Raw genomic sequence first — 21,855 nt, 5'->3', positions numbered from 1 at the left:
GATCGTGCCCACCGGCGTCTCGGGGCGGTAGTGGTAAGCGATCTGGGCCTGCAGCAGCTCGGCGGTGGCCAGCGCATCGGTGAGCGCATGATGGCCCTTGGGCATAGTGCGGCAACGCCGCCCGCTCAGGCTCAGCTCCAGATCGTGCCCACCGGCGTCTCGGGGCGGTAGTGGTAAGCGATCTGGGCCTGCAGCAGCTCGGCGGTGGCCAGCGCATCGGTGAGCGCATGATGGCCTTGGTAAGGCGGCAGCCCGTAGCGGATACGACTGTCGTAGAGGCGGATGGAGGCCGGGGGGCGGCCCATCCAGCGCCGGAAGCGCGCCACCAGGGACTGGCGATGTATGCGTGCCTCCAGCGACATGGTGTCGATCGTCGGAAACATCACCCCTTCTCCGAGTCGCGCCTTGACGGCCACGTCGAGGAAAGGCCGTTCGATGTGTCGGTAATGCACCACCGCCAGGCGGCCTGCCAGGGCGTCGAGCAGATCTTCCAGTATGTCATCGAGCTCAGGGGCCCCGGCGATGTCGGCGTGGGTGATGTGGTGAAAGGTCACCGACTTGGCGTCGAGCGGGCGACGCGGCCGAACGACCCAGTAGCGTCGTCCGGTCAGGTCGATGCGCCCCAGGGTGAAAGGCACCAGCCCGATGCTGACGATGGAGTTGCGCCGCGCGTCGAGTCCCGTGGTTTCCATGTCCAGCGCCATCAGCGGGGCCTCGGCGATCGGCGTCTCGGGGGCCGGTGCGCCGGCGGCGAAAAAACGCGCCAGGCGCCGGTCCCGGGCACTGCCGGCCCGGTTCGCCAGATAGTTCGTCCAGTCGGGAATCTGCGTCCTGCGCGGGCGTGTCAGCATCCTGATGCTCTCATTTGGCCCTCGATGGCATGGGATAACGGAACTTGAGGAATTTCTGGGCGTGGCTCAGCGACTGGAAAGCATCCTTGAGATGGTGGCGCTCGCTGCTCGAGACGTTCTCCGGCTCGATATTGTTGTCCGGGATCTGGTCATGCTGGATATCGATCACCTGATGACGAATCCTCGACATCGACAGGAACTCCAGCGCGTAGCGCAGGCGATCGCTGACCCCGGGGGCGAGCAGCTGGGTGCGGTCGATGTCATCGAGCCGGTCGAAGCTGTTCTGGGCGTTGGAGCCGCAGGCCAGGGCGTGCACGCGGATCAGGTCGACCATCGGCGCGGTGCCGCGACGCTTGAGGTTGATGGAATTGTTGTGCTTGCCGTCCTTCTCCATCACGAAGGTACGGAAGAAGCCCAGCGGCGGCGTGCGATTGAGCGCATTACGCGCCATGGCGGCCAGGAACAGCGGATGACGGGCAGCTTTCTGGGCCACCAGGTCCTGGAGCTGCTCGACCAGCACGTGATCGCCGAACACGGGGTCGAGGTCGAAGAAGATCGAGCTGTGCAGCAGCCGCTCGGGATTCGGTTGCTCGATCCACTCGGTGAAATAGCGCTTCCACACCGCCAACGGCTGTCGCCAGCGATCGTTGGTGGCCATGATATCGCCCTTGCAGAGCGGGTAGCCGCAGGCATCCAGGCCGTGGCAGACGAAACCGGCCAGTTCGCGGAAGTAGGCGTCGTGCTGCTCGGGAATGAAGTCGTCTGAGAGCACCAGGGCATTGTCCTGATCGGTGACCACGGACTGCTCATTGCGCGCCATGGAGCCCAGCGCCATGAAGCAGTAGGGCACCGGGGGCGGCCCGAGGCTCTCCTCCCCCAGCTCCAGAAGGCGACGAGTGAAGCTGCGCGCGATGGTCGACAGGGCGCTGCCCACCATCTGCGAGTCGGCGCCCTCCTCGACGAGGCGCACGAAGGCTGCAGCGACGTCAGGGGCGAGCCGTGCCAATCCTTCGACGCTGGGCTGGTGGAAGATGTTGCTGACCAGGTAGAGGCTACTCTGGGTCTCGTAGCGAATGATGTCCGAAAGGTGCACGATACCTACCGGCCGGCGACGATACATGACCGGCAAGTGGTGGATGTTGTGGCGCAGCATGACCAGCATCGCTTCCTGGACCGACTCGTCGGACTGCACGGCGATGACCTTCCCGCTCACCACGTCACCGACCGGCGTGTCCGGCGAACGCCCCTCGGCGACAACCCGGGTGCGAAAGTCGCTGTCGGTCAGGATGCCACGCAGCTGCCAGGCGCGATCCTCACTGTCGCGAAAGGTGTAGCGAGGATTGTCGCCCGGCGTGTCCAGCACCAGCACCGCCGACGCCTGATAGTCGGTGATCTGGCGGGCGGCTTCCTGAACGGTGGTCGAGGCCTCGACCATCACCGGGTAGCGGGTAACCAGCTTGCGCACCCGGGTGATCATCATGTCGTTGTTCTTCTTCTGCTCCTCCACCGCGCTTTCGAGGCGCGGCCGCTGCAGCTCGACGAAATCGGCAAAGTCCTCGTCGGCCTGGCAGAGATGCTGGAAGACCGCCTCGGGGATGAAGTAGATGAGGCAATCTTCCATGGCCCGGACCGGATAGCGTACGCGGTGATTCCGCAGCAGGCTGAACTGACCGAAGATCTCCCCTTCGCCCCGACGATTGTAGAGTTCGCCGCCGCGTCGGTAGACCTCCACGGCGCCGCTGCGGACATAGCACAGCTCGTGCAGTTCCTGATCGAGCGTCAGGATGTCCGTGCCGGCCTTGAAATAGGCCACCTCGACCTGGCTTGCCACCTCGTCGAGCAGTTCATCGGAGAGCGTCTCGAAAGGCGGAAAGCGTCCCAGGTGCTGCCGAATCTCCAGCAGTTCCACATCCATGGCCTAGTGTCCTGTATCAGAGGTTGACGGTAGAATTCCGGCGGCCCCTTGAACCGCCATACCGCGATACCACTCCTCGCCGTTGCGCTGCCATGCCTCGTCGCGGCGCCTTGCCTGGCGATCCAATGCACTCGTCATCTCTTCAGCGCCCCCGTTGAGTCGGAACACCGGTATCCCGCATCGACCGTTGACGTTGACTCCAAGTCTGTAAGCGTCCGGCAGCGCTGTAAAGCCTGCCAGACGCAGAAAGGCCACCCCGCGGGGTGGCCTTTCAACATGTCGGACTTGCGCCGTCTTTCTGGCTCAGGAAGACGCCTCACTGGAAGCCTGGGCCATTTCCTGCACGCGCTGCATCAGCTCCGGGTCCTGCTGGATCGCCTGGCCGATGGCATTGAAGGTGTCCACCTCGAGGCCGCTGTTCTGCACGGCCTCGACCATCTTGTCGTTGGCCTCCTGGCGGACCTGCTTCTGCGCGTCCTCACCCTCGGCCTCCTGGAGACGCTTGGTATAGTCCTGAGAGATCACCGCGATCTCCTTGGAGGCATCGGCGAACTTCTGCAGCTGAGCGTCGGAGAAGTTCTGGGCCGGGGCCTGAGTCTCGGCCGAAGGCTGATCAGCGGCGCCGGCGGCGTTTTCCTGGGCGTGGGCCATGGAGCCCATCAGCCCGACGCTGAGCAGGGCGGCAGAGAACAGGGCGGTGATGCGTTGCATGAATACCTCCGGAAATCGTTGTGGTGCATGCGTTGGCTGCTCCCCTGTGACGGGGAACTCGGCCAAGGGTTCACCATGATCGTGTAACAGTTTGAAAAAACAACGCTCCCAAGCGGGAGCGTTGCAGTCAAGGGGCGGCGTCTGGCGAATTAGCCATAGGCCAGGTTAGGCAACCAGGTGACCAGCGCCGGGAACAGGATCACCAGCAGCAGCCCCAGCGCCTGCAGGCCCAGGAACGGGAACGAGGAGCGGAAGATCTGCGCCATGGTGATATGCGGCGGGCACACCCCCTTGATGTAGAACAGCGCGTAGCCGAACGGCGGGCTCAGGAAGGACATCTGCATGTTCACCAGGTAGATGACCCCGAACCACAGCGAAACGTCGGCGGGCGCCACGCCGGGCAGCCCGAACACCCCGTCGAAGGACAACCCCTTGATCAGCGGCACGAAGATCGGTACCGCCAGCAGCAGGATACCCACCCAGTCGAGGAACATACCCAAGGCCACCAGCAGCACCATCATCAGCGCCAAGACCGCATAGGGACCGAGGCCGGCGCCGGAGATCAGCTCCTGCACGAAGGTCTGGCCGCCCTGAAGGATGTAGAAACCGACGAAGATGCTGGCGCCGAAGATGATCCACATCACCATCGCCGAAGCGACCAGGGTGGTCATGCAGGCGGCGTGCAGGTTGGCCCAGGTCAAGCGCTTGTGCATCGCCGCCACCACCAGAGCACCGAAGGTGCCGATGCCTGCCGCCTCCACCGGAGTGGCGATGCCGGTGAAGATGATGCCGAGCACCAGGATGACCAGCACGATGGGTGCCAGCATGTTGCGCAGCAGGCGCAGCTTCTCGCCCATGTCGACGCGATCCTCCACCGGCATCGGCGGCGCCATGCGGGTATTCAGGGTACCGCGCAGCCAGCAGTAGCCGGCATACATGGCGGCCAGAAGCAGGCCGGGAATCAGCGAACCCAGGTAGAGCTCGCCCACCGACTGCTGGGCGATGACGCCGTAGATGATGGCCAGGATCGACGGCGGAATCAGGATACCCAGGGTGCCGCCGGCCATGATCGATCCCAGCGCGATCTCGGGATTGTAGCTACGCTTGAGCATCGCCGGCAGCGCGATCAGGCCCATCGTCACCACCGCGGCGCCGATCACCCCGACCATGGCCGCGAGCAGCGTCGAGGCGATGATGGTGGCGATGGCCAGGCCGGCCTTGAGCCCGCCCATCCACTTGTAGACGACGTCGAACAGCTCCTCGATGATGCCCGCCTTCTCCAGTACCGAAGCCATGAAGATGAACAGCGGTATGGCCGAGAGCTGGTAGTTGGTCATCATCGGAAAGATGCGCGAGGGCATCAGGTTGAGCATGTGCTGGTCGCCCACCAGGTACAAGAAGGCCACCCCCAGGCCGCCGGTAACGAAGGCCAGTGGCAGGCCCGCCATCAGCACCACCATCAGGGTGCCGAACATCACCAGGGTCAGGCCGCCGATCCCCAGGCCACTGAGGCTATGCTCGAGGCTGCCGGCCAGGCTCTGGTAGTCGGTGACGCCGATGTTGACCATCTCGAATATCCCCCAGGCGGCCAGCAGCGCGCCCAGCCCCACCAGCAGATGGGCGAAGCCGCGGCCGTGACGCTCGCGGGCGCGATGGTGGCGGAAGGCCTGGAAGTCGCGGATCAGCTGGGCGATGCCCTGCAACAGCAGCAGCAGGGCACCGAAGAAGAGCATGAACTTCACCGGATAGAACTCGATGGCCCACTCGGTGAAGGAGGTCTCGTTGGCATAGCTCGAGCCGAAGAAGAACTTGTCGCTGACCGCCTGCGAGAAGAACTTCCACCCTGTCACCATCAGCCCGAGGGTGAAGATGAAGAAGAACACCGAGGTCAGCAGGTCCAGGGCCGCCTTGTTCACCGGACGGGCGCGCTGGTAGAGGATGTCCACCCGCACGTGACCGCCCTCGCGTAGCGCAAAGGCACCGGCGATCAGGTACTGCATGCCGAACATCAGGGTCATCGACTCATGGACCCAGTTGGTCGGCGAGTTGAAGGCGTAGCGCACCAGCACTTCATAGGCGAAGGCGAAGGGCGCGATCAGCGACCAGTAGGCGACATAGCGGCCGAAGAAGCCGGAGACGCGGTCGACGGCGGCGGTGAAGAGGTTGCCCGGCGGCCGATAGCGCTCCACTGGGGCTTCGCCGGGGATCTCGGCGGTGTCGCCGCCGCTGACCACGGCGCCGCGGCGGAAACTGCGGTCGACGAAGAACATCACCACCAGCGGCAGAAAGGCCAGCACGGACCAGTAGAGCCAATGGGGGAGGACGAATTCGATATCAAGGTTCATGGACACTCCTCCGCTGCGCCATCGCTTCCCGGCGATGACAAACGGATCAACGACTCAGGGAATGGCGGGATGCATGAGGGCTTGCCGCCGGGCCGGTGACCGTCCACGGACGACCACCGGCCCGGTATGCTGGCGGCTCAGAGATTGAGTTCGTGGTCCTTGATGTCCTCGTCGGTGATCAGCGCCACCGCCGGATCCATCATGGTGTCGAGGTGGGCCTTGAACAGCCGCGCGGCGTCCGGATCCTTGTTGGCCCACTTGAACCACAGCGGGATAGCGGCTTCGCGGAAACGGTCGGCGTCGTCCTCGGAGAGGTGAATGATCTCCACGCCCTTCTCGCGGTACTTGGGCCAGGCCTCGGAGTTGGCCTTCTGAATCGCCGCATAGTGCTCGCGGGAGTAAGCCGCCACCAGGTCATGCATCAGGTCCTGGGTCTGTGGCGACATGCGTTCGAAGACGCGGCGGTTGACCGAGATGTCCATCAGGTCGACCGCCTGGTGCAGGCAGGGCGTGGAGGGCGGGCCCATGATGATGTAATCGGCGACCTGCCAGAAGCCCAGTTCGTAGTTGACCGCCGCGCCGGTGTAGTCGGCGGCGTCGATGGTGCCCTTCTCGAGAGCCGGGTAGACCTCCGAGCCGGGCAGCAGGGTGGTCTGGGCGCCGATGGAAGCGAAGGTTTCGGCGACGATGCCACCGGGCATACGGATCTTGACGCCCCTGAAGTCGTCGAAGCTGCGCAGCGGCACCTTGGAGTGGATCAGGTTGAGATCGTGGTGGACATAGCCCAGCAGTTCCTGGCCCTGCTTGCGATAGAGATCCTTGGCAATATCGAAACCGCCGTAGGCACCGAACATGATGTCCCACTGGTGAGGGACAGAGAGCCCCATGGGATAGGCGGTGAGGAAGACGCCAGCCGGCATCTTGCCTGGCCAGTAGACGGTGAACCAGTTCTGGCCGTCGAGCACCCCATTTCGCACTGCATCGGCGACCTCGAAGGCCCCGGCCACGGCGCCGGCCGGGAAGGGTTCGATGGTCACCTCTCCACCGGTGGCCTCGGCCACTCCCTTGGCCCACTGCTCGAAGATCCGATAGCCGGTGGTGCCCGGCTGCCAGGAGGACTGCATGCGAATGCGGATGCCCTGCTGGGCCTGGACATTGCCGACCCAGGGGGCCGCCACCGCCGCCGCGGAGCCTATCGCGGCGGCCTTCAGGAAGTTGCGACGATTGCCGGCACCGCTGACCGTCGATTCAACGATGTCGGATACAGTGCGCTTTGGCTGCTGGTCGTCTTGCATGGCGAGGACTCCTCGGTTGGTGTTGCGCCCGCCCCGCTCACGGCGACGACGGGAGGCTTGTTGTTGTCTTGGCTGGTTCCACCCCATGGCACGCAGCGGCCTCGAGCCCCTGCGGCATGGACAACACGATCCATGTCTCTGGAAATACCTTCCGAATCCAAACGTAGTGTCCCCATGACCCGCGGCCAACAGCGACTTTCAACGTATATCGCTCAACTCGACTGGGCGACAATCAAGTAACGCTCTGTTATATATAAGAATTAACACCCCGGGTCAGCATCAGGCGGAAGCCCCGCCCTACGACTATTGAACGAGTGACCAAGGACGACAGCGGGGGAAAGAGAACGGACAAGACGACGGCCATCGTCGGGGAGACGATGGCCGCGGATGATGGCTGGCGTCAAAACGCCATCGAGGCTTTCTCAGCGCGAGAACACCACCGTGCGACGGCCGTGCAGGAACACTCGCCGCGCCACGTGGTAGCCCACGGCTCTAGCTAGGGTCAGACACTCGATATCGCGCCCCTTGGCCACCAGGTCTTCGGGGTCATCAGCGTGGCCGACCGGCTCGACGCCCTGGGTGATGATCGGCCCCTCGTCGAGATCGTCGTTGATGTAGTGGGCCGTCGCCCCGACCAGCTTGACCCCCTTCTCGAAGGCCTGGTGGTAGGGCTTGGCGCCCTTGAAACCTGGCAGCAGCGAATGGTGGATGTTGATCGCCCGGCCGGCGAGGCGCTCGCACATCTCGCTCGAGAGCACTTGCATGTAGCGGGCCAGGATCACCAGCTCGGCGCCGGTTTCCTCGACCACCCGCCACACCTGGGCCTCCTGCTCGGCCTTGGTCTCCGGAGTGATCGGGAAATGGTAATAGGGCAGTCCATGCCAGTCGGCCAGCGGCTGGAGGTCGGGATGGTTGGAGACCACCGCGCGGATCTCGATCGGCAGCTGACCGGTGCGGTAGCGATACAGCAGGTCGTTCAGGCAATGATCGGCCTTGGAGACCATGATGACCACCGGCAGGCGGGTGCCCGGCGCGGTCAGCTCGAAGGTCATCTCGAACGCCTCGGCCCGGGACGCGAAACTGGCCTGGAAGGCTTCGGCGTCAAAGTCGGCATCCAGCGGCCGGAACTCGGTGCGGATGCAGAAGCGCTCGGCGTGGCGATCGTCGAAGGACTGCTGCTCGGTGATGTAGCAACGCTGCTCCTTGAGGAAGCGCGTGACCACGTCGACGGTGCCCAGTCGACTGGGGCATTGGGCGGTGAGAATCCAGGTATCGGCGCGGCTATCGGCGCTACGGCTCATCGGGTTCATGGCGAAATCTCCTGACGACGCAGGCCGGGAGCGAGCCCCGGCCTGGTCTGGTCATACGATGTGGGGCAGCGGGGGTCAGCGTTCGACGCCGATGGCGTACTCCTCGCCGGCATCCAGCAGCCAACGGTAGGTGTAGTCGGCGAAGCTGCGACGCACCACCAGCTCCCAGCGAGCTTCGCTGGGCCTGCGCAGGATTACCGTGGCCTTGGCGAACACCGTGGTCACGCCCTTGCCCACCGGGAAGTGGCTCGGATGAACGTCGTAGATCACCGACTTCATCAGCAGCTCCCGGGCGGCCTCGCCCTCGAGCTCGACCAGGGTCTGGCCGCCGCCGACGTTGCTGATCGCGAAGTGGGCATCGCCCAGCGCCGCGCGCAGCCGGTTCTCCAGCTCGAATTCCTCGCCGCCGGGCACGATGACCAGCCACTCGTCCGGGGAGATCCATTGAACGGAGCGCTGGCCCTCGGCGTCATGCACCAGGCCCTGGGGCTCGCCGGGCAGTGAGACGCCGAGCACCTCGCGGACCGCCTCGTCGAGCACGATGGCACCGCCACGCAGCACCAGATGACCGAGGAAGGGGCGCTCGCGCAGCACTACCCGGCTCTTGGCGGTGGGGGCCGGAGCCCCCGAGCGACGATAGGAATAGGCCAGCGGCGATTCCACCGGGATCTTGGCCTCGGTGCGGGTATCGAAGGTTGCGACGTTAGACATTCTGACGCTCTCCCTTGGGGTCGAGGAAGATGGTGCTGACGATTTCGGCCTCATGGACCTGGCCGTCGGCCATGGGCAGATAGACGGTCTCGCCCATCTTATGCTGACCGCCCTTGACCACCGCCAGGGCGAAGCCCGAATCGAGGGTCGGGCTGTAGTAGCTGGAGGTCACGTGCCCGACCATCGGCATGGGGATGGCGTGGTTCGGATCGAGGACGATCTGGGCGCCCTCCTCCAGCACCACCTTGGTATCCTTGGGCTTGAGGCCCACCAGCTGCTTGCGGTCGGTACGCGCGGTATCGGGGCGCGACAGGGCCCGCTTGCCGATCCACGGGAACGGCTTGTCGTAGCCGATCGCCCACTGCATGCCCAGGTCCTCCGGGGTCACCGAGCCGTCGGTGTCCTGGCCGGCGATGATAAAGCCCTTTTCCGCCCTCAGGACATGCATCGTTTCCGTCCCGTACGGCGTCAGGCCGTACTTGTCACCGTGGGCGAACAGCGTCTCCCAGACGTGCAGGGCGTAATTGGCCTGGACGTTGATCTCGTAGGCCAGCTCGCCGGTAAAGGAAATGCGGAACACCCGCGCCGGCACGCCGGCCACGTTGCCAGCCTTCCAGTCCATGAACTTGAAGGCGTCCTTGTCGAGGTCGATGTCGGTGACTTCGGCCATCAGTTTGCGCGCCTCGGGCCCGGTGACGGTCATGGTCGCCCAGTGGTCGGTCACCGAGTTGAAGTAGACCTCGAGCTCCGGCCATTCGGTCTGGTGCCAGATCTCCAGCCACTCCAGCACCGTGGCGGCGCCACCGGACGTGGTGGTCATCAGGAAGTGGTTCTCGCCGAGGCAGCTGGTGGTGCCGTCGTCGAACACCATGCCGTCGTCCTTGCACATCAGCCCGTAGCGCACGCGGCCGGGCACCAGCTTGGCCCACTTGTTGGTGTAGACGCGACCCAGGAACTCCCGCGCGTCCGGGCCCTGGATGTCGATCTTGCCCAGCGTCGAGGCATCGAGGATGCCCACCGCCTCGCGCACCGCCAGGCACTCGCGGGCCACCGCCTCGTGCATGGTCTCGGTCTTGCCGTTGACCTTGCGCGGGAAGTACCAGGGGCGCTTCCACTGGCCGACATCCTCGAACTCGGCGCCCTGCTCCACGTGCCACTGGTGCATGGCGGTATAGCGCTCGGCATCGAACAGCTCGCGGCAGTGACGGCCGACGATGGCGCCGAAGGTCACCGGCGTGTAGTTGGGACGGAACACCGTGGTGCCCACCTCGGGGATCGAACGGCCCAGGCAGCGCGCGGCGATGGCCATGCCGTTGATGTTGCCGAGCTTGCCCTGGTCGGTGCCGAAGCCCATGGCGGTGTAGCGCTTGACGTGCTCGATGGACTCGAAGCCCTCGCGGGTGGCCAGCTCGATGCCCGCCGCAGTGACGTCGTTCTGCAGGTCGACGAACTGCTTGGGCGCCCGCAGGGTCGGCTTCTCGTGGGGCACCTGGTAGAGCGCGCAGGGCGCACCGTCGCGCCGCTCGGCGACGCTCGGCAGACGCACCTCGCCGGCCGCGAAACCGCTCTCCTCGGCGGCACGGGCGCCGGCTTTGATGCCGTCGGCCAGCACCTCGGCGGTGGCGTAGACGGCCTGGGCCCCGCCGGCGGCGGCAACGCCTTTTACCGTATTGGGCACGAAGCACAGCAGGTCGTCACGCCAGGTGGGCCGGCTGCCGGTGTGGGAGGCCAGATGGATGACCGGGCTGTAGCCGCCGGAGCTGGCGATGGTGTCGCAGGCCAGACTCTCGGCGCTGCCGACGACCCGGAAGCCTTCGGCGTCGATCTTCGCTACCCGAGCGCCGTTGACCCGGGAATCGCCCTTGGCCTCGACGACCGCGGAACCCGCGATGATACGAATGCCCTTGGCACGAGCCTGTTCGACCAGCTCGCCGTCCGGGTTGGCCCGGGCGTCGGCGATGGCGACCACCTCGCGGCCGGCTTCGACCCAGTCCAGGGCGGCGCGATAGGCGTGATCGTTGCTGGTGGAAAGCACCAGCTTCTGCCCCGGCACCACCCCGTAGCGGCGGATATAGGTGGAGACCGCGCCGGCCAGCAGGTTGCCCGGTACGTCGTTGTTGCCATAGACCAGCGGGCGCTCGTGGGCACCGGTGGCCAGCACGACGCGGCCGGCGCGCACGCGATGCAGGCGCGAGCGAACCTGGCGACGGCCGTCCTTGAGCGGCGCGGTGTCGGCCAGATGCTCGGTGCGACGCTCGTGCAGGGTCACGAAGTTGTGGTCGTGATAGCCGTTGGCGGTGGTACGCGGCAGCAGGGTCACGTTGTCCATGCCGGACAGCGCCGCCAGCGTCTCGGCGACCCACTGCTCGGCCGGCTTGTCATCGAGCAGCTCGCGGGCGTCGAGCAGCGAGCCGCCCATCTCCTCCTGCTCGTCGGCCAGGATGACCCGTGCACCGCTGTTTGCCGCGGCCAGCGCCGCCGCCAGGCCGGCCGGACCGGCACCTATCACCAGCACGTCGCAGTGCTGATGGAGGTGATCGTAGATGTCCGGATCGTTCTCCATCGGGCTGCGGCCCAGGCCCGCGCCCTTGCGGATGACCTTCTCGTAGGTCATCCACATCGAGGCCGGCGCCATGAAGGTCTTGTAGTAGAAGCCCGGCGGCATGAACTGGCCGCCCAGCTTGCCGACCAGCCCCATCAGGTCACGCTGGACATTGGGCCAGCCATTGGTGCTGCGTGCCTCGAGGCCGTCATACAGCGCCTGCTGGGTGGCACGCACGTTGGGCACCTGGGCGGCCTCGGCCTTGCCCAGCTGGACCACCGCATTGGGCTCCTCGGCGCCGGCGGCGAAGATGCCGCGCGGGCGGGAATACTTGAAGCTGCGGTTGACGATGTCGACGCCGTTGGCGAGCAGCGCCGAGGCGAGGGTGTCGCCGGCATGGCCCTGGTACGTCTTGCCGTTGAAGGTGAAGCTCAGCTTGCGCGAGCGGTCGATGCGACCGCCCTGGGCGAGACGGTTCTCTTGTGTCCTGGGCTGGCTCATGCGCGGACTCCTTCACGAAGCGGTGCCTGGTCGGCGGCGTCAGAAGACGGCCGGCCCTCGGGGTGCCCTTCGCCACCATCCGCGGTGAACGTCGGCTGCTCCCCCATCTTGTAGGTCTCGAGGATCTCGTAGGTCACGGTGTGGCGAGTGACGTTGAAGAACTTGCGGCAGCCCACGGCGTGCACCCACAGCTCGTGGTGGATGCCACGGGGGTTGTCGCGGAAGAACAGGTAGTCGCCCCACTCCTCGTCGCTGCAGGCGTCGGGATCCTCGGGGCGGGCGATGTGCGCCTGGCCCTTGGGATGGAATTCCTCTTCCTCGCGGGTCTCGCCGCAGTAGGGGCAATGGATATAGAACATCTTGTTATCCCTCCATCACTCAGGATGAAAGCGAAATGTATCTCTGTACTTTGAGCGCCTGCCGGTGCTGAACGAAAACTCGTCGAGCGAAGGCAAGACAAGGCAAAAAATGGCGAAATAGCGGAGTTTACGAGCCGTAAATGAGCATATTGAGCCATTTTTTAACGCCGTATTGTCGAGCACAGACCGTTTTCGTCAGTACCTAGTGGGCGACGCCGGCGGCGCCATGCTCATCGACCAACGCCCCGGTGTTGAAGCGGTCGATGGAGAACGGCGCGGCGATCGGGTGCATCTCGCCCTTGGCCAGGCTGGCGGCGAACACGTGGGCCGAGCCCGGGGTCGCCTTGAAGCCGCCGGTGCCCCAACCGCAGTTGAAGTACAGCCCCTTCACCTTGGTCTTCGAGAGGATCGGGCAGGCGTCCGGACAGGTGTCGACGATGCCGCCCCACTGACGGTTCATGCGTACTCGCGAGAAGATCGGGAACATCTCGACGATGGCCTGCAGGGTGTGCTCCACGGTGGGGTAGCTGCCACGCTGGCCATAGCCGTTGTAGCCGTCGATGCCGGCGCCGATGACCAGGTCGCCCTTGTCGGACTGGCTGATGTAGCCGTGCACGTGGTTGGACATCACCACGGTGTCGAGCACCGGCTTGAGCGGCTCGGAGACCAGCGCCTGCAGCGGGTGCGATTCCAGCGGCAGCTTGATCCCGGCCATCTTGGCCAGCACGCCGGAGTTGCCGGCGGCCACGCAGCCGATGGTCTTGGCCTCGATGTCGCCGCGGTTGGTGTGCACGCCAAGGACCTGGCCGTCACGGATCTTGAAGCCGGTGACCTCGGTCTGCTGCAGGATGTCCACGCCATGGGCGTCGGCGCCGCGGGCGAAGCCCCAGGCCACGGCATCGTGGCGGGCCACGCCGGCACGCGGCTGCCAGGAGGCACCCATCACCGGATAGCGGGCGTTCTTGGAGCAGTCCATGATCGGCACCAGCTCCTGGACGCCCTTGGCATCCAGCACCTCGCCGTCGATGCCGTTCAAGCGGTTGGCGTTGACCCGGCGCTGGATGTCGCGCATGTCCTGCAGGGTGTGGCCCAGGTTGAGCACGCCGCGCTGGGAGAACATGACGTTGTAGTTGAGATCCTGGGACAGGCCTTCCCACAGCTTCATGGAGTGCTCGTAGAGCGCCGCTGCCTCGTCCCACAGATAGTTGGAGCGCACGATGGTGGTGTTGCGCGCGGTATTGCCGCCGCCCAGCCAGCCCTTCTCGATCACGGCGACGTTCTTGATGCCGTGCTCCTTGGCCAGGTAGTAGGCAGTGGCCAGGCCGTGGCCGCCGCCGCCGACGATGATCACATCGTAGGCCTTCTTGGGCGTGGGATTGCGCCACTGGCGCTGCCAGTTCTCGTGATGGCTCAGCGCGTGCTTGACCAGCCCGAAGCCTGAATAACGTTGCATAGGGGTCTACTCCTCAAGGGCCCCGCCGGCACACCGGCGGGGACGGGCTCACGCGGTGGCGGTATCGGCCTGCTCGGCAGCGGCCTGGGCATAGACGGGATGGCGGGCGCACAGCTCAGCCACCTTGCCACGCACTTCGTCCTCGATGGCGGCGGTGTCGTCACCCTTGGCCAGGACGTCGAGGATGTCGCAGATCCAGCCGGCCAGGGCCTCGCAGTCGGCCTGGTCGAAGCCGCGGGTGGTCACCGCCGGGGTGCCGATGCGCAGCCCGGAGGTCACGAACGGGCTCTGCGGATCGTTGGGCACGGCATTCTTGTTGACCGTGACATGGGCGCGGCCCAGGGCGGCGTCCGCATCCTTGCCGGTGACGCCCTGCTTGATCAGCGAGACCAGGAACAGGTGGTCGTCGGTGCCGCCGGATACCACGTCGTAATCGCGCTCGACGAAGACGCTGGCCATGGCCCGGGCGTTATCGATGACCTGGGCCTGGTAGCGCACGAAGTCCTGGCTCATGGCCTCGCGGAAGGCCACCGCCTTGGCGGCAATGACGTGCATCAGCGGGCCGCCCTGCTGACCCGGGAAGACCGCGCCGTTGAGCTTCTTGTACAGCGCCTCGTCGCCGCTGGCCGAGAGGATCAGGCCGCCACGCGGTCCGCGCAGGGTCTTGTGGGTGGTGGTGGTGACCACGTGGGCGTGGGGCAGCGGGCTCGGATAGTGCCCGGCGGCCACCAGGCCGGCGACGTGAGCCATGTCGACCAGCAGCCAGGCGCCCACGGCGTCGGCGATGTCACGGAAACGGCGCCAGTTGATGACCCGGGAATAGGCCGAGAAGCCGGCGATGATCAGCTTGGGCTGATGCTCGCGGGCCAGGCGCTCGACCTCGTCGTAGTCGATCTCGCCGGTCTCCGGGTTCAGGCCGTACTGGACGGCGTTGTAGTACTTGCCGGAGAAGTTCGGCGCCGCGCCGTGGGTCAGGTGACCGCCGTGGGCCAGGCTCATGCCCAGCACGGTATCGCCCGGCGCGACCAGGGCCATGAAGGCCGCGGCATTGGCCTGGGCGCCGGAGTGCGGCTGGACGTTGGCGTAGTCGGCGCCGAACAGGGCGCAGGCGCGCTCGATGGCCAGCTTCTCGACCACGTCGACGTGCTCGCAGCCACCGTAATAGCGCTTGGCCGGATAGCCCTCGGCGTACTTGTTGGTCAGCTGGGAACCCTGCGCCGCCATGACCTGGGGGCTGGCATAGTTCTCGGACGCAATCAGCTCGATATGGGCTTCCTGACGCGCTACCTCGTCGGCGATGGCGGCGCTGATCTGGGGATCGGTCATGGTCAGGTTGTTGTCATTCATGTCTCGTCACCCTCGGGTTGGCTTCACAACGTTAAGGTAAGGCGGCGCTCGGAGCGTTCTGAAAACGACACCGTCCTCGCCGAACGAGACACCGGGGCCTCGTTCGTTTCCTCTTGGGACATATTGATAGCCAAGCCTGACGCCCAAAGATTGAACGTATGCGACAAATTTACCGAGATATTCGCGACAATAATAGTAATCTATTGATTTTTATACATTTTATTTATAGACGATTTTTGTATTTATGCCCAGAAACCCGAAGAGCCGCCGCAACCGCGCCGGCCCTCATTCACAGGGGATCGACTAACTCGTGACCTGGGAACGCGACCCGACATGCAGGAAGAAGGGGTCCACCGGCGCCGCGCCCTCTCCGGCCGACTTGCGCATCGCGGTGGGTGTGGTGCCGAAGGCATCGCGGAAGTGTCGCGAGAAGTGGGCAGTGTCGGCGAAGCCGCAGCGCTCGCCGATCTCGGTGACGCTCTTGGCGGTGTAGTGCAGCAGCCACAGGCCATAGCGCAGGCGCAGGTCTCGGGCGAACTTCTGGGGACCGACCCCCAGCTCCTCGCGAAACTTGCGCTCGATGTTGCGCCGCGAGGTGCCGATGCGTCGCGCCAGCTCGTCCACCGAGATCGTCTGGCCCAGGTGCTGCTCGATGATGTCGATGGCGCGGCGCACCAGCCGGTCGGCCACCTTGTCGAAGATCACCGGCTGCGGCTGAGGATGGCTGCCCTGGCGCGCTTCGTCGATGAGCATGATATGCAGGCTCTTCATTGCCCAGGCCTTGCCCAGGTGGCGCTCCACCAGATAGGCCGCCAGGTCCGCGGAGGCGATACCCCCGGCACAGGTCAGCCGGTCGCCGTCGTCGATGAACAGCCGGTCCGCTACCGGCTCGATGTCGGGGAAGCGCTGGGTCAGGTCGCCATGGTGATACCAGCTGACGCAGCAGCGCCGACCGTTCATCAGCCCGGCCTGGATCAGCGCGAAGACGCCGGTGCAGACCCCGACCAGGGGCACGCCGGCCTCGTCCACGCGCTTGAGGTAGGCGAGCGCCGCCTCGTCCACGGCGTCGTGCTCGTCCTGCACGCCGCCGATGACCACGATGTAGTCGAACTCGCCGGGATCGCGGAAGGGAGAACAGGGGGTGATCGCGGCTCCGCAGCTGGACATGGCATCGTGGCCACCGCTGGTCATGAACACCCAGTGGCAGCGCAGCTGGCGGGAGCGGTCGCCCTCGTCGGCGGCCAGGCGCAGGCAGTCGACGAAGGCCGCGAACGGCATCATGGTGAAGCGCCGCAGCAGTACGAAGCCGACGGAAAGGGGCTCGCCCTCGTGAGGGTGACGCATGGCTCGGGATCGATCACTCGGTGGGTTGGATCAACCAGTGTCCGGCACGGCGCGCTGGAACGCAAAGGTCGACCGACGCGCAAGGCATGAATCATATCCGCGCCGCAAAAAAGCCGATCGGATTCATATACTGGGAAAAGGCGTCGCCGCGGACGCCGGCTCGACACACTTCGACCGGGAGGAACCGGGTGTCGACTTCCTCGCCAGAGCTTCGCTCTGCCAGTTCATCGCCGGTCCTCGAGGCCCGGCAACTGACCAAGACCTACCGCATGGGAGCGGTGGAGGTAGCGGCCCTGCGCGGCGTGGATCTCGACCTGGACGTCGGCGAGCTGGTAGTGCTGCTTGGACCGTCGGGCAGCGGCAAGTCGACGCTGCTCAACCTGTTGGGCGGGCTGGACACCCCCAGCAGCGGTCGAGTGCGCTTCCATGGCCGGGACCTCACCGGCGCCGGCGAACGCACCCTGGACCGCTATCGACGCAAGCACGTCGGGTTCGTGTTCCAGTTCTACAACCTGATTCCCAGCCTCACGGCCCGCGAGAACGTGGCCCTGGTCACCGAGATCGCCCGCGCGCCCATGACACCCGAAGAGGCCCTGGACATGGTCGGCCTGGGGCGGCGACTCGACCACTTCCCCGCCCAGCTTTCCGGCGGCGAACAGCAGCGCGTGGCGATCGCCCGAGCCATCGCCAAGTGCCCCGAGCTGCTGCTGTGCGACGAGCCCACCGGCGCACTGGACCGCAACACCGGCATCGTGGTGCTGGAGGCGATACTGCGGGTCAACCGCGAGCTGGACACGACCACCGCGCTGATCACCCACAATGCGGTGATCGCCGACGTGGCCGATCGCGTGCTGCATTTCGCCGACGGCCGCATCGCCGAGAGCCGCCTCAACCCGATTCGCCGCGCGCCGACGGAACTGGTGTGGTGAACCATGAGCAGCCTCGATCGCAAGCTTATCCGCGAGCTATGGCGGCTGCGGGCCCAGGTCCTGGCCATTGCCCTGGTGATCGCCTCGGGCACCGCGCTGCTGATCATGGCGCTGACCACCATCGAGGCGCTCGAGGACACCACCCACGCCTACTACGAGCGATCGCGCTTCGGCGAAGTCTTCGCCGACGTCACCCGCGCTCCCGAGTCGCTGACCCGGGAGCTCGCCGAAATACCCGGCGTTCAGCGGATCTCGACGCGCATCGTCGAGGGAGCACTGCTCGACTTGCCGAACGTCGCCGAGCCGGTGATCGGGCGACTGGTGTCACTGCCGGAGCACGGCGTCGAGACCATGAACGCGCTGGTCCTGCGCAGCGGCCGGCGGGTGGCCCCCGGCCAGCCGGACGAGGTGGTGCTCGGCGAGCCCTTCGCCGAGGCGCACGGGATCGTCCCCGGCGACCGCTTCGAGGCGATACTGCGCGGCCGCCGCCGAACCCTGCTGGTGGTGGGCACGGCGCTCAGCCCCGAGTACGTCTACGCCATCGCGCCCGGCGGCCTGATGCCCGACGACGAGCGCTTCGGCGTGCTGTGGATGGGCCGCAAGGCACTGGCTGCCGCCTTCGATCTGGACGGCGCCTTCAATGCCGTATCGCTGGGGCTCACGCCCGGCACCGATCCCCGCGACGTCATGGCGCGCCTGGATGCCAGGCTCGCGCCCTACGGTGGCACCGGCGCCTATCCCCGAGCCGAGCAGACCTCGAACTGGTTCCTGCAGAACGAGATTGCCCAGCAGAAGAACATGGCCCACCTGCTGCCAAGCGTCTTTCTCGCGGTGTCGGCCTTCCTTACCCATCTGGTGATGGGGCGAATGGTCGACACCGAACGCCGCGAGATCGGCCTGCTCAAGGCCTTCGGTTACTCGCGATCGGCGATCGCCTGGCACTACGCCAAGCAGGTGCTGGTGATCGGTGGGCTCGGCGTGATCATCGGCGCCCTGGTCGGGGCCTGGCTGGGCCACTGGAATACCCGCCTGTACGCCGAGTTCTATCGTTTTCCCTTCCTGCTCTATCGCCCAGGCCCCGACAGCTTCCTGCTGGCCGCCCTGGTCAGCCTGGGAGCGGCACTGCTGGGCGGACTGGCGGCAGTCCGGCGCGCCGCCAGCCTGCCGCCCGCTCAGGCCATGCTGCCGCCCTCACCGCCCGTCTATCGCCGCGGCCGGCTGTCGCGCTCGGCCCTGGCCGGACACATTGATGAACCCACCCGCATGATCCTGAGGCGACTGATGCGCTGGCCGCTGCGCGCGCTACTGGCCAGCACCGGGCTGGCCATGTCGGTGGCGGTGCTGGTGATGGCCCTGCAGTGGCTGGACGCCATCGACTCGCTGGTCGACAGCGTCTTCGTTCAGGGGCAGCACCAGGACGCCACCCTGGGCTTCCACGACCTGCAGCCGCTCGACGCTCTCACCGGCATCGAGCGCCTGCCCGGCGTACTGGCAGCGGAACCCTTGCGCGGTGTGCCGGCGCGCCTGCGCCACGGCACGCTCGATGAGCGCGAAGCCATCACCGGCCTGCCGATCGATGCCCAACTGAGCCCGGTGACCGACGTAGATGGCCACCCACTGGCGGTGCCACCGGATGGTCTGCTGCTGTCACGACAGCTGGCCGACATGCTCGCGGCGGACGTCGGCGATACCCTACGCGTCGAGATTCTGGAGGGGCGGCGCCCTATCCTGGAGCTGCCGGTGGTGCGCCTGTTCGACACCTACCTGGGCAAGCCGGCCTACATGTCGCTCGACGCCCTCAACCATCGAATGGGCGACGGACGGGTGATGCGCGGCGCCCGGCTCGCCGTCGATCCGACCGATCGTGCGGCACTGCTTCGAGCACTCAAGACGCTGCCCGCCATCTCCGCCGTGCAGTTCCGCCAGGCCGCCATCGACAAGTTCTACGCCACCCTGGGACAGACCATGTTCATCTTCGTCGGCTTCTTCGTCGCCTTCGCCACGGTGCTCTCGGTGGGCGTGACCTACAATGCGATCCGCATCGCGCTGGCCGAACGGGCCCGGGAACTGGCCACGCTGAGAGTGCTCGGCTTCAGCCGCTGGGAGATCTCCTACATCCTGCTCGGCGAGGTGGGATTACTCACCTGGCTGGCCATTCCGCTGGGCTGCCTGCTGGGCTATGCCCTGGCCTGGTACCTGGCCAGCGCCTTCGCCACCGAACTGTTCCGGGTACCGCTGGTGATCCTGGATGCCACCTACGGCAAGGCGGCACTGATTGCCCTGGCGACCACCGTCGCCTGCGCCGCCGTGGTGCGGCGCAGGCTCGATCGGCTGGACCTGGTGGCGGTGCTCAAGACGCGGGAGTGATGGCGATGGACGTGAAGGGACGCCGAGGTCTGCTGTGGGGAGGTCTGCTGGCCGTGCTCGCCGCCGGGATCGGCTACGCGCTGCGCCCCCAGCCGGTGCCGGTGGACCTGGCGACCGCCGAGATCGCCCCGCTGCGAGTTACCATCGACGAGGAAGGCATGACCCGCGTGCGCGACGTCTACGTACTGGATGCGCCCCTGGCCGGGCGTATCGAGCGCATCACCGCAGAGGCCGGCGATCCGGTCGAAGCCGGCCGCACGCCGCTGGCGACGATCGCCACCGCGCCGCCCGCACTGCTCGACGCGCGCAGCATCGCCGAACAACAAGCCGCCGTGGCCGGGGCCCGATCGGCACGCGATCTGGCCGCAGCCGATCGCGAGCGGGCCGTAGCCGACCTCGACTTCGCCCGCCAGGAACTGGGGCGCGCCCGTCGCCTGGCTGAGGAACAGAGCCTGGCCCGCCGCGCTCGAGAGGATGCCGAACGCGCTTTCCGCGTCGCCAGCGCCGACCTGGCGATGGCCGAAGCGTCGCTGGCGCTGCGTGAACACGAACTGGAGCGGGCTCGAGCCCGCCTGATGTCTCGCCGCGATCTCGAAGAGCGCGCCGAGGCCTGCGAATGCGTGACGGTCACCTCACCGACCAGCGGCGTCGTGCTTCGGGTGATACGGCGCAGCGCCGGCATCGTCGACGCCGGCACGCCGCTGATGGAAATCGGCGACCCCTCCGACCTGGAGGTGGTGGTCGACCTGCTCTCCGAGGATGCGGTGCGCGTGACGCCGGGCCAAGCGGCCATCATCGACGGCTGGGGCGGCCCCGAGCTGACGGCGGAAGTCCGTCGCATCGAACCGCTCGGCGAGACGCGCGTCTCGGCGCTGGGCATCGAGGAGCAGCGCGTCGACGTGATACTCGACCTGACCGACCCAGCGTCGCGCTGGCGACGCCTGGGCCACGACTATCGGGTCAACGTGGGCATCGTGCTGTTTCAGGACGACGTACTGCAGGTGCCGCTCGGCACGCTGTTTCGCGACGGCGATGACTGGGCGGTGTTCGTCGTCGACGGCGGCCGTGCGCGGCGCCGAACCGTGACGATCGGCGCGCGCAGCGACCTGGCGGTAGAGATCCGAGACGGTATCAAGGCAGGCCAGAGGGTGATCCGCTACCCCGGCGAGCGGGTCAGCGACGGCAGCACCATCATCGAGCGCTGAGATCAGGGCTTGGCACTTTGATGCTCAGCGATATCCGGCCCGATCTCCGACGGCAAGCCTTCGCGAGGGCGCCATGAACCCTTCCATGGCCAAAAAACCTCGCGATGACTTCATCGCCGGCCTGGCCAAGACCGAGTCCGGAAAGGCCCCAGACACCAGCGCCCCGGGCCATGGCCCGGGGCGCTTCGCGTCGAGAGACATCCGCATCCACGACGTTGGCGTCTGTCTCAGTATTCCACCACCACGTTGCCTTTCGGCTTGCTGCAGCACGACAGGATGTAGCCCTCGGCGACGTCCTCGTCGGTGATGCCACCGTTGTGATCCATCTCGACTTCTCCGGCGACCAGCGGCACCCGGCAGGTGCCGGGAGGGAGAGAGCCCCATGCCGGCGGCATGGGGCCCGTGGGCGGCTCAGTATTCCACCACCACGTTGCCCTTGGGCTTGCTGCAGCACGACAGGATGTAGCCTTCGGCGACGTCTTCGTCGGTGATGCCACCGTTGTGATCCATCTCGACTTCTCCGGCGACCAGCGGCACCCGGCAGGTGCCGGGAGGGAGAGAGCCCCATGCCGCCGGCATGGGGCCCGTGGGCGGCTCAGTATTCCACCACCACGTTGCCCTTGGGCTTGCTGCAGCACGACAGGATGTAGCCTTCGGCGACGTCTTCGTC

Annotated in this window: 15 protein-coding genes and 2 pseudogenes; 3 read left to right on the top strand and 14 right to left on the bottom strand. The window is 66.2% G+C overall.

From position 1 onward, the window contains the following. Positions 1-131: 131 nt before the first annotated feature. The 12 genes from FHR96_RS18745 to FHR96_RS18690 form a co-directional block, all read right to left on the bottom strand. Positions 132-851, bottom strand: coding sequence for a 3'-5' exonuclease (locus FHR96_RS18745; RefSeq protein ID WP_183389258.1), 720 nt, complete (start codon positions 849-851; stop codon positions 132-134). A gap of 10 nt (positions 852-861) precedes the next feature. Next, positions 862-2,766, bottom strand: a complete 1,905-nt coding sequence (locus tag FHR96_RS18740; protein WP_183389257.1) for a DUF294 nucleotidyltransferase-like domain-containing protein — start codon at positions 2,764-2,766, stop codon at positions 862-864. 303 nt (positions 2,767-3,069) lie between these two features. Next, the gene (locus FHR96_RS18735; RefSeq protein WP_183389256.1) at positions 3,070-3,477 is read right to left on the bottom strand and encodes a DUF4168 domain-containing protein; all 408 of its coding nucleotides are present in this window, start codon (positions 3,475-3,477) and stop codon (positions 3,070-3,072) included. Positions 3,478-3,626: 149 nt separating this feature from the next. Beyond that, positions 3,627-5,822 (bottom strand): TRAP transporter large permease subunit, encoded by a 2,196-nt coding sequence (locus FHR96_RS18730; RefSeq protein WP_183389255.1) that lies wholly within the window; start codon positions 5,820-5,822, stop codon positions 3,627-3,629. A gap of 137 nt (positions 5,823-5,959) precedes the next feature. Next, positions 5,960-7,117: a TRAP transporter substrate-binding protein DctP gene (gene dctP, locus FHR96_RS18725; RefSeq protein WP_183389254.1), complete on the bottom strand. Its 1,158-nt coding sequence runs from the start codon at positions 7,115-7,117 to the stop codon at positions 5,960-5,962. Positions 7,118-7,539: 422 nt separating this feature from the next. Continuing rightward, positions 7,540-8,418, bottom strand: a complete 879-nt coding sequence (gene purU, locus FHR96_RS18720; protein WP_183389272.1) for a formyltetrahydrofolate deformylase — start codon at positions 8,416-8,418, stop codon at positions 7,540-7,542. An 84-nt stretch (positions 8,419-8,502) separates the two neighbouring features. Further along, a complete protein-coding gene (locus tag FHR96_RS18715; protein ID WP_183389253.1) occupies positions 8,503-9,138 on the bottom strand; it encodes a sarcosine oxidase subunit gamma in 636 nt (211 codons plus the stop codon). After that, on the bottom strand, positions 9,131-12,181 hold the full coding sequence (locus FHR96_RS18710) for a sarcosine oxidase subunit alpha family protein (protein ID WP_183389252.1): 3,051 nt from the start codon (positions 12,179-12,181) through the stop codon (positions 9,131-9,133). Before FHR96_RS18710 ends, FHR96_RS18715 begins: the two co-directional genes overlap by 8 nt. Continuing rightward, on the bottom strand, positions 12,178-12,540 hold the full coding sequence (locus tag FHR96_RS18705) for a sarcosine oxidase subunit delta (RefSeq protein ID WP_183389251.1): 363 nt from the start codon (positions 12,538-12,540) through the stop codon (positions 12,178-12,180). The genes FHR96_RS18710 and FHR96_RS18705 overlap by 4 nt, the downstream gene beginning before the upstream one ends. A 202-nt stretch (positions 12,541-12,742) precedes the next feature. Further along, the gene (locus FHR96_RS18700) at positions 12,743-13,993 is read right to left on the bottom strand and encodes a sarcosine oxidase subunit beta family protein (protein ID WP_183389250.1); all 1,251 of its coding nucleotides are present in this window, start codon (positions 13,991-13,993) and stop codon (positions 12,743-12,745) included. 48 nt (positions 13,994-14,041) lie between these two features. After that, complete coding sequence (gene glyA / locus FHR96_RS18695) at positions 14,042-15,340, bottom strand: serine hydroxymethyltransferase (protein WP_183389249.1); 1,299 nt, start codon at positions 15,338-15,340, stop codon at positions 14,042-14,044. A 303-nt stretch (positions 15,341-15,643) separates the two neighbouring features. Then, positions 15,644-16,684, bottom strand: coding sequence for a GlxA family transcriptional regulator (locus FHR96_RS18690; protein WP_183389248.1), 1,041 nt, complete (start codon positions 16,682-16,684; stop codon positions 15,644-15,646). A gap of 188 nt (positions 16,685-16,872) precedes the next feature. On the opposite strand from FHR96_RS18690, the gene FHR96_RS18685 reads away from it, so the two are divergent. The 3 genes from FHR96_RS18685 to FHR96_RS18675 are packed head-to-tail and all read left to right on the top strand — an operon-like array spanning position 16,873 to position 21,185. Next, positions 16,873-17,613 (top strand): ABC transporter ATP-binding protein, encoded by a 741-nt coding sequence (locus FHR96_RS18685; protein ID WP_343066381.1) that lies wholly within the window; start codon positions 16,873-16,875, stop codon positions 17,611-17,613. Positions 17,614-17,616: 3 nt separating this feature from the next. Beyond that, entirely contained in the window at positions 17,617-19,980 is a 2,364-nt protein-coding gene (locus tag FHR96_RS18680) for an ABC transporter permease (protein WP_183389246.1), read from the top strand. A 5-nt stretch (positions 19,981-19,985) separates the two neighbouring features. Continuing rightward, positions 19,986-21,185, top strand: a complete 1,200-nt coding sequence (locus FHR96_RS18675; protein ID WP_183389245.1) for an efflux RND transporter periplasmic adaptor subunit — start codon at positions 19,986-19,988, stop codon at positions 21,183-21,185. Between the two features lie 227 nt (positions 21,186-21,412). Here the strand turns inward: FHR96_RS18675 and FHR96_RS18670 are convergent. Then, positions 21,413-21,556, bottom strand: a pseudogene (locus FHR96_RS18670) (2Fe-2S iron-sulfur cluster-binding protein); the annotation flags it as partial. 40 nt (positions 21,557-21,596) lie between these two features. After that, a pseudogene (locus tag FHR96_RS18665) lies at positions 21,597-21,740 on the bottom strand (2Fe-2S iron-sulfur cluster-binding protein); the annotation flags it as partial. Positions 21,741-21,855: the final 115 nt, after the last annotated feature.

The sequence above is a fragment of the Halomonas organivorans genome, from assembly GCF_014192055.1.
Taxonomy (GTDB): Bacteria; Pseudomonadota; Gammaproteobacteria; order Pseudomonadales; family Halomonadaceae; genus Halomonas; species Halomonas organivorans.
This window is presented reverse-complemented; position numbering and strand designations above follow the sequence as displayed.

Coding starts and splice junctions, on each gene's coding strand:
- FHR96_RS18745 (WP_183389258.1), bottom strand. CDS start 851: ATGCTGACACGCCCGCGCAGGACGCAGATTCCCGACTGGACGAACTAT.
- FHR96_RS18740 (WP_183389257.1), bottom strand. CDS start 2,766: ATGGATGTGGAACTGCTGGAGATTCGGCAGCACCTGGGACGCTTTCCG.
- FHR96_RS18735 (WP_183389256.1), bottom strand. CDS start 3,477: ATGCAACGCATCACCGCCCTGTTCTCTGCCGCCCTGCTCAGCGTCGGG.
- FHR96_RS18730 (WP_183389255.1), bottom strand. CDS start 5,822: ATGAACCTTGATATCGAATTCGTCCTCCCCCATTGGCTCTACTGGTCC.
- dctP (WP_183389254.1), bottom strand. CDS start 7,117: ATGCAAGACGACCAGCAGCCAAAGCGCACTGTATCCGACATCGTTGAA.
- purU (WP_183389272.1), bottom strand. CDS start 8,418: ATGAGCCGTAGCGCCGATAGCCGCGCCGATACCTGGATTCTCACCGCC.
- FHR96_RS18715 (WP_183389253.1), bottom strand. CDS start 9,138: ATGTCTAACGTCGCAACCTTCGATACCCGCACCGAGGCCAAGATCCCG.
- FHR96_RS18710 (WP_183389252.1), bottom strand. CDS start 12,181: ATGAGCCAGCCCAGGACACAAGAGAACCGTCTCGCCCAGGGCGGTCGC.
- FHR96_RS18705 (WP_183389251.1), bottom strand. CDS start 12,540: ATGTTCTATATCCATTGCCCCTACTGCGGCGAGACCCGCGAGGAAGAG.
- FHR96_RS18700 (WP_183389250.1), bottom strand. CDS start 13,993: ATGCAACGTTATTCAGGCTTCGGGCTGGTCAAGCACGCGCTGAGCCAT.
- glyA (WP_183389249.1), bottom strand. CDS start 15,340: ATGAATGACAACAACCTGACCATGACCGATCCCCAGATCAGCGCCGCC.
- FHR96_RS18690 (WP_183389248.1), bottom strand. CDS start 16,684: ATGCGTCACCCTCACGAGGGCGAGCCCCTTTCCGTCGGCTTCGTACTG.
- FHR96_RS18680 (WP_183389246.1), top strand. CDS start 17,617: ATGAGCAGCCTCGATCGCAAGCTTATCCGCGAGCTATGGCGGCTGCGG.
- FHR96_RS18675 (WP_183389245.1), top strand. CDS start 19,986: ATGGACGTGAAGGGACGCCGAGGTCTGCTGTGGGGAGGTCTGCTGGCC.